At 28.3% G+C, this 7,865-nt stretch carries 6 protein-coding genes; 1 reads left to right on the forward strand and 5 read right to left on the reverse strand.

The window, feature by feature from the left end; all coding sequences use genetic code 11:
• Positions 1-119 precede the first annotated feature (119 nt).
• On the reverse strand, positions 120-1,280 hold the full coding sequence (locus E6A48_RS07230; RefSeq protein WP_219709358.1) for a phosphopentomutase: 1,161 nt from the start codon (positions 1,278-1,280) through the stop codon (positions 120-122).
• Between the two features lie 87 nt (positions 1,281-1,367).
• On the reverse strand, positions 1,368-1,898 hold the full coding sequence (locus E6A48_RS07235) for a hypothetical protein (protein ID WP_219709359.1): 531 nt from the start codon (positions 1,896-1,898) through the stop codon (positions 1,368-1,370).
• Between the two features lie 120 nt (positions 1,899-2,018).
• Between E6A48_RS07235 and E6A48_RS07240 the strand changes: the two genes are divergently transcribed.
• Positions 2,019-3,281 (forward strand): M16 family metallopeptidase, encoded by a 1,263-nt coding sequence (locus E6A48_RS07240; RefSeq protein ID WP_219709360.1) that lies wholly within the window; start codon positions 2,019-2,021, stop codon positions 3,279-3,281.
• 161 nt (positions 3,282-3,442) lie between these two features.
• On the opposite strand, the gene E6A48_RS07245 is transcribed toward E6A48_RS07240, so the two are convergent.
• The 3 genes from E6A48_RS07245 to coaBC are packed head-to-tail and all read right to left on the reverse strand — an operon-like array spanning position 3,443 to position 7,733.
• Positions 3,443-5,764 (reverse strand): ABC transporter permease, encoded by a 2,322-nt coding sequence (locus E6A48_RS07245; protein WP_219709361.1) that lies wholly within the window; start codon positions 5,762-5,764, stop codon positions 3,443-3,445.
• A 27-nt stretch (positions 5,765-5,791) separates the two neighbouring features.
• A complete protein-coding gene (locus tag E6A48_RS07250; protein WP_013244637.1) occupies positions 5,792-6,499 on the reverse strand; it encodes an ABC transporter ATP-binding protein in 708 nt (235 codons plus the stop codon).
• A gap of 31 nt (positions 6,500-6,530) precedes the next feature.
• Positions 6,531-7,733 (reverse strand): bifunctional phosphopantothenoylcysteine decarboxylase/phosphopantothenate--cysteine ligase CoaBC, encoded by a 1,203-nt coding sequence (gene coaBC / locus E6A48_RS07255; protein WP_219709362.1) that lies wholly within the window; start codon positions 7,731-7,733, stop codon positions 6,531-6,533.
• Positions 7,734-7,865 lie beyond the last annotated feature (132 nt).

A 7,865-nucleotide genomic window follows, 5' to 3' on the forward strand; every position in this document is an offset into this window, starting at 1 on the left:
GGTATAAAAGAACCAAAAGAACTGCATTTTATATTAATACATAATCTATCTCAAACATAAAATATAATTAGTTAATTCTAATATTATTTTTTATAATTAATTCATATAAATACATTTTATTATATAAAAGCACCTTCAAGTTTTGTTTGTCCAAGCAAATACTTTTCTATTGTAGCGGCTATAGAAACAAATGATTCTTTTACGCCTATATTAATATTTTTATTTAATTTCTTTCCAAAAGCAAGTATTGGTATATATTCCCTCGTGTGGTCGCTTCCTTTGTAGGTAGGGTCGCATCCATGGTCGGCTGTTATTATAAGCAAGTCATCATCATTCAAATTGTCAATCATCTCTGGTATATATTTATCCAATTCTTCTAAAGCCTTTTTGTAGCCTATATAATCTCTTCTATGACCATAAAGCATATCAAAATCAACTAAATTAGTAAATATAAGACCATTATCAACTTCTTTAATAGCCTTAATAGTTTTTTCTATACCATCAAGATTATTTTTGTTAGTTAATCTATTTTCAGTAATACCAACGCCAGCGAATATATCGCTAGTTTTACCTATACCGATAACAGGCAAATTATTATTTTTGAGCCTATCAAGCATAGTTTCACCGCTTGGAGGTACAGAATAGTCATGACGTCTTTCCGTTCTCTTATAATTACCCTTAGTGCCAATATAAGGACGAGCTATAACCCTTGCAACAGGTGAATATTTATTACATATCTCTAAAGACTTTTCACATATTCTATAAAGCTCATCTACAGGTATGATTTCCTCATGGGCTGCTATTTGAAGCACAGAGTCTGCAGAAGTATACACTATTAAAGAGCCGTTTTTTAACTGTTCATCAGCATAATCATCTATAACTTCAGTTCCAGAATAAGGCTTATTGCATACAACAGCCCTTCCAGACATTTTTTCTATTTCTTTTATAGTAACATCAGGAAAACCATTAGGATAAGTGTTAAAAGGCTTTGTAGAAACTAAACCAGCTATCTCCCAGTGTCCAGTAGTTGTGTCTTTTGCCTTAGAAGTCTCCATTGCCTTACCGTAATAGCCTTCTGCATTATCTACCTTTGCTACCCCTTCTATATCTATAATATTTCCAAGACCAATTTTCTCTAAATTAGGTAAACTTATTCCTCCAGATGCCTTAGCCAAATTAGCTAAAGTATTTACTCCCTCATCACCAAAATCTTTAGCATCAGGTAAAGCTCCAACACCGCAGCTATCTACAACTATTAAAACTGCTTTTTTCTTATTCATATTAAAAAAATCTCCTAATTGATAAATATTCTTATACTATATTTAACAGTTTTTAATATAAAAAATAAAATAATATAATAAAAATAATTATCTTAATACGCCAAAGTTAATAGGTCTATTAAACTCTACTTCATCAGGATTTGGTATAGGATATTCTGTTATATCTTTACCTTCGCGAAGAAAACCATATAGATTTAAATTGTTTTTGTTCCAAGTATTTAATCTATTATAATATGCTCTAGTATAATCTGAAGTCATTGATATATTATTTCCATCTAAAATAAAACTTACATACATATTAACTTTTTTATTAGGTATCTCTGAAGTAGTTTTTATATTGTGTACAACTTTTTTTAAAGGTGTTACTTCATAATAGTAGGCATTAGTCTCGCTTTCTGCATAATCAAACTTACCTACACCGCGTTTTTTTCCAAATAAACTATATTCCACATCGCCATTATCTAAAAAAGTATATAAATATCCATTTGGAGCAACAACTCTCTTACCTTTTACCTTTTTTATCCATATATTATTATAATTTCTATTAGCTGTTTTCATATTTGAAGCACAAGATAATGTAAAAAATAATAATAAAAAAATACCAAATAATTTTTGCATTCCAATTTTCCTAAAATATTTTCTAATAGTATCGACTAATATTTAAATTATCATTAAAACATTTGCAAATACTTATGTTATACATTATAATCTAATTTCAATAAACTAGGAAATAAACAAATGGTAAAAAGATTAACCTTAAATAATGGCATAAGAATAATTTTAGAATATATGCCGATTTTAGAAACAGTTTCAGTTGGATTTTTCTTTATTACAGGCAGTGCAAATGAAACTGAAAAAGAAAATGGATATTCACATTTTATAGAACATATGCTATTTAAAGGCACTAATGATATGACTTCTAAAGAGATAGTGAGATATATAGAAGGGGTAGGAGGCGTATTTAATGCCTATACTTCAAGACATTTCACTTCTTTTTATATAAATATAATATCAAAATATTTTGACAGAGCAATAGATACATTATCTAATATAGCATTAAACTCAGCATTTAGAGAAGAAGATATAAAAAAAGAGAAAAAGGTTATTATAGAAGAGTTAAAAATGACATCAGACTCTCCAGAAGAAATAATGACTAATCAATTTTTTGCAAAAGCCTACAAGGGTACGTCCATGCAGTTTCCTATAGGCGGAAATATTAAAAATATAAAAAATATCAGCAGAGATAAAATATTAAATTATTTTAAAAATCATTTTAACTCAAATAATTTGATAGTATCAATAGCAGGTAATTTTAATGTAAAATCTGCAATAGATAAATTATCTTCTTTAGAACTAAAAGAAAATATATTAAAAGCAGATGAAGAATTGCCTTTCTTTTATAAATCAGTCTCAAAAGAAAAATCTGACTTAAATCAAGTATATTTTGCATTAATAACACCGTCATATAATGCAAGCGACAAAAGAAAATATACTATGAACATTGTAAACGATATATTTGGAGGAAGTTCATATTCAAGATTATTTCAGTCTATAAGAGAAAATAAAGCATTATGCTATAGTATATACAGCAATAATTCTGCATTTCTAAACGGAGGAACTTTTGATATATTTGGTTCAACTAGTTTAGATAAATATGAAGAAACATTGATAAGCATATATAATGAAATAGAAAGATTATTAGATGAGAGAATAACTAAAGAGGAGCTTGAAGAGGCAAAAGAGAGCTATAAAAGTTCTATGTCTTTTAGCAAATTTAGTGCGAGCTTTGCTATGAATAAAAATGCAAGAAATGAGCTTTATTTTTCTAAATATGTATCCTATAAAGATTTGTATAACACAATAGATAAAATCAACATAAACGATATAAATAAAGCAATAGAAGATATATTTCAAGACAAAAAGTTTTTTCTCACAGCAGTAGGTCCAAAAGGAACAAAGAAAATTACAGATAAAGTAAGCAAGAAATTAAAACTTAATTGATTAATTTTTAATTTTTTTATTTGTTATGGTTTTTCCAACTGATAAGCGTATATGTAGAATAGTTCTAAAAGTTCTTAAAAAGCTGATAATACATTCATAAAAATTATCAAAATATAGAGGTTTAGATATATGCTAAAACTTAAAATACTTATGAAGATTTTTTACTCTTCTCTGTCTTTTAAGCCCTCAACCATATCAAGCTTATTAACATAATGCATACTCATCAAAGATACCAAGAATATTACAACAACAAGTAATACTATTGCTAATAAATAACTGTAATTATAAATATGCGGTACAAATGAAAATAACTTGCTTGAAAATGGTTTCTTAACCAAATAAAGTATACCATATCCTGCTAATATTCCAGTTGGTATTGCTATTATCACTTGAGTAATAGTTTCTTTTAATGAAGCAAGCATTATTTCTTTAGTGGTGTAGCCCATAACTTTAAGAAGCGTAAACTCATATCTTCTTGTAGCCAAAGTAATAACACCAACACCATAAAGCGATGTAGCACCAAGCAAGAATGCTATAAATATAAGTATTTGTACAAGTAAATATATTGTAGCTATTTGATTTTTATATGCCTGATATTCATCATTTCTAAAGCTGTAGTATGATACTTCGCTACTGTCGTCTAATATAGTTTTTATATCATCTTGACTAACATCGTCTTTAGAAGTTAAAAATACTGAGTTATAAATATTTTGTACTTCAAAAGTATCTTCTGCAAAATCTTTATCCATATAAATATAAAACATACCCTGCTGTTCAACAAGTTTACTAACTTTAACTCTTCTTGATATGCTGTTTCCAATAGTATATAGTTCTATACCTATATAGTCATTTTCTTTTACTTTTAATTTATCTGCCAAATATTTTGGAATCATTACAGAATCTTCTCTACTATCATTATATGGTATGTCAAGAGAAGAAAAGCCGTCTTTATATATTAGAGTGGGTAAATAAATACTTTCGCTATCATCATCAAAAGCAGGATATAGCCTTGATTGGTAGATGGCAGCCTTGTCATAATATTTTATGCTGTCATTAGTGAGTATATCAGTGTTATCTTCCCATTTTGTTGGAGTGATGCTAACAGAAGCATCGTATAAAGCAAATTTTTCATATAGAGTATATAAGAAATAATCAAAAGAGTTATTAAACCCTTGGGCAAATATAGTCATACTAATTGCAGCAAACATTCCCCAAAGTGATGCTAAATATCTTGTTTTACTTCTTGAAGCATTTTTTATAGCATATCTGCTGTTAAATGATAGTTTATTCCATATACTGAATTTCTCTATTAATGTTTTACCAGAACTTTTTGGAGGCTCTCCACGCATAGACTGAGCAGGGTTTAATTTTAATATAGAAATAGCTGCAAGCAAATTTGAGAATATACATACAAACAATATTATTAAAGTTGATATTATCCATAAATCCCAATATATATGATAATTATAATTAGGCATATCAAATATAGCCCCAAGCGATTTAAATATAGGCGGCAAAAGAAGTCTGCTTGCAATAAAAGCTAACAATATTCCAAAAAATGATACCAAAAAAGAATATTTGATATACATAAACATAATAGAAAAATCTGTAAGACCAATAGCTTTCATTATACCAATTTGTTTTCTTTCAACAGCAACATTTCTTCTTTGTATAATATATAAAAGAAGTATAGCCATAAGTAAAAGTATAGATGGCGAAATATATGAGAAAGAATCTATTTGAAGCAATGTTTGTTCATAGTTTATGTAATTTACAGATTGACTTCTATCTGTGAAGAAGAATATTTTTTGTTTTAATTTTATTCTAATAAGCTGTTCTATATTATCTCTATTTACATTCTCTTTGTACTTTATATATATAGAATTGTATGGCACATAATTAAAGTTATCATCATTCATTTCTATAACAGCAAAATCTTTAGCCTCGGAAGCTGTAGAAGCTCCGTCTTTAAATAAAAACACATAATTAGGGTAGGATACTAAAGCGGCTATTGTAAAAGAATTAGTTTTATCATTATATATAACCTCAACCTCATCTCCCAAAGATAATGAATTGGCATCTGCAAAGTTTTTATTAATTGCTATTTCATTAGTCTCTAAATTATCTTTTCCGTCATATATATAAGGTTTATTTATTATATTTTCATTATCCTTTGAAGCATATATAATAGCATCAATATCATCTATTTTGCCCTGAAATCTATGTTTAGCTTCCACCATATCAATACCATTAATCTCTTCAATAGTTTTAATATCATCTTCGCTAAACATTCCAAATAATACTAAATCATCTAAATTATTTTTATCAAAATACTCTTCAGCAGTAAGTTTAAAATCTCTATATACTGTCTTTACTGCCACAAAAAAAAGCACCGCTAAAGTTACTATAAAAATAGCGGACATAAATATCGCAAGCTGTTTGCTGATTTTTCTAAATAAAAGTTTTGTTTTTATATTAACCATTATTTTTCCATTAATAAAATTATTTTATTACCATTCTATATCTTCAGGATTTAAAGGATTTTCTACATCATATTTTTCTATCACTTCCCCACTTAAAACCTTAACAACCGTATCAGCCATTTTAGCAATCTCTTTACTATGAGTAATTAATACTATACTAGTACCAAAATCCTTATTTAAGTTTCTTAATATCCTAAGAGCCATAATACCAGTTTTATTATCCAAAGCACCAGTAGGCTCATCGCATAATACAACTTTTGGCTTTTTCGCTATAGCACGAGCAATACTTACCCTCTGTTGTTCTCCTCCTGATAATTCTGTAGGATAATGTTTCATTCTATGTTCAAGTCCCAAAAGTTTTAAAGCATTTTCAGCGTTATCTCTAGTGAGGCCTGTTATTTCTGTAGAAAACTCAACATTTTCTAAAGCAGTTAAATTTGGAAGAAGGTTATAGCTTTGAAATACAAATCCAATATTTTCCCTTCTAAACTTAGCTAATTGTTTATTGCTATAATGAGTAATATCTTCTCCCAAAAATAATACTCTTCCTCCAGTAGGCTTATCTAATGCCCCAAGTATGTTTAAAAGTGTACTTTTACCAGAACCGCTTGGTCCAAGTATAGCAGTCAGTTTTCCTTCTTCTATAGTAAGATTAATGGATTTTAATGCCTCTGTGGCACCTCCTCCATGACCATATATCTTACTAATGTTGTTTATTTCATAAAGATAACTCATTCATTGTTCCTATTTTTTTATTTATATTTAATTAAAGATTTTTATTCTTCCATTCTTCAACAGCAATACTAACAATTTCTTTAGCACATTCCCTTTTACTTAATACAGGGAAATTTCTTACTCTACCGTCTTTGAAAAAGATAGTTATTTTATTAGTATCTTTTCCAATAGCGTCCTTTATATTGTTAGCTACTATCATGTCCGCTCCCTTTTTATTCATTTTTTCTATGGCATAATTTTTTAGCTCTTCATCATTGAGGGCGGTTTCTGCAGCAAATGAAACTATAAGAGAGTTTTTAGACTTTTTATCCCTTGTACTAACTAATATATCATCATTTTGTTTGAGTTCTATGGCATTAATATTTTGTTTTTTTACTTTTTTATCATATACAATAGCGGGTCTAAAATCTAAAGGAGCAGCCGCCATAAGTAAAATATCAGTATTTTCTAGTTCAGCAAGTACATTATTTTTTAAATCTTCTGTAGTATCTATTTTTATTTTTTTATCGCTTGCATACACACGAAGTTCTTCATTAACATCGCCTTCTATATATGTAGTAACTCCACCGCCAAGATGTATTTCATTATATATAGCTTCTCCCATTTTGCCGCTTGAATTGTTTGTAATATATCTTATAGGGTCTATCCACTCTTTTGTAGCACCAGATGTTACTGTAAATCTTATATTATCATATTTCAAACTAAAATGACTGAAGTTATTAACAACTTTATCTACTATCTCTTCCAAATTAGCAAGTCTTCCTATACCAGTATCATTACAAGCCATATTTCCGCTTTCTGGACCTATCATAGTATATTCAAGTTCATCAATTAAATAGTGTACATTTTTCTGCACTGCTTTATTAAACCACATATTAGGATTCATTGCAGGGGCAAACATCTTTTTTCCAGTGTAAGCACATGCTATGGTAGTGATGGTATTATCACATATACCATTTGCTATTTTAGATATTGTATTAGCATCTGCTGGAGCCAATAAGAATACATCAGTTTTTCTGCTAATGTTTATATGTGTGAGAGGGTCTTCTTCTTCCCACATATCTCTTATAACATGGTTGCCGCTCATAGTTTCTAATGCTTTTATACCTACCATATATTCTGCATTCTTTGTAACAGCACATATTACTTCATGTCCTTGTTTCTTTAGCATACTAACAAGAAAGGGCATTTTATATGCTGATATAGAACTAGTTATAGCTAATAAAATTTTCATAAAATTAATCTCTTAATAATTATTAGTGGATTTATTATATATTAATATAAATAAAAAAAATAGTCTATATTTAATTTTATTTTTTTATATTATTATATTACTTATAATATACAATCACTAACTATTGATATT

Source organism: Brachyspira pilosicoli, from assembly GCF_019402445.1.
GTDB lineage: Bacteria > Spirochaetota > Brachyspiria > Brachyspirales > Brachyspiraceae > Brachyspira > Brachyspira pilosicoli_B.

Excerpts from the sequence above, each read along its gene's own strand:
- E6A48_RS07230 (WP_219709358.1), bottom strand. The coding sequence starts at position 1,280 with ATGAATAAGAAAAAAGCAGTTTTAATAGTTGTAGATAGCTGCGGTGTT.
- E6A48_RS07235 (WP_219709359.1), bottom strand. The coding sequence starts at position 1,898 with ATGCAAAAATTATTTGGTATTTTTTTATTATTATTTTTTACATTATCT.
- E6A48_RS07240 (WP_219709360.1), top strand. The coding sequence starts at position 2,019 with ATGGTAAAAAGATTAACCTTAAATAATGGCATAAGAATAATTTTAGAA.
- E6A48_RS07245 (WP_219709361.1), bottom strand. The coding sequence starts at position 5,764 with ATGGTTAATATAAAAACAAAACTTTTATTTAGAAAAATCAGCAAACAG.
- E6A48_RS07250 (WP_013244637.1), bottom strand. The coding sequence starts at position 6,499 with ATGAGTTATCTTTATGAAATAAACAACATTAGTAAGATATATGGTCAT.
- coaBC (WP_219709362.1), bottom strand. The coding sequence starts at position 7,733 with ATGAAAATTTTATTAGCTATAACTAGTTCTATATCAGCATATAAAATG.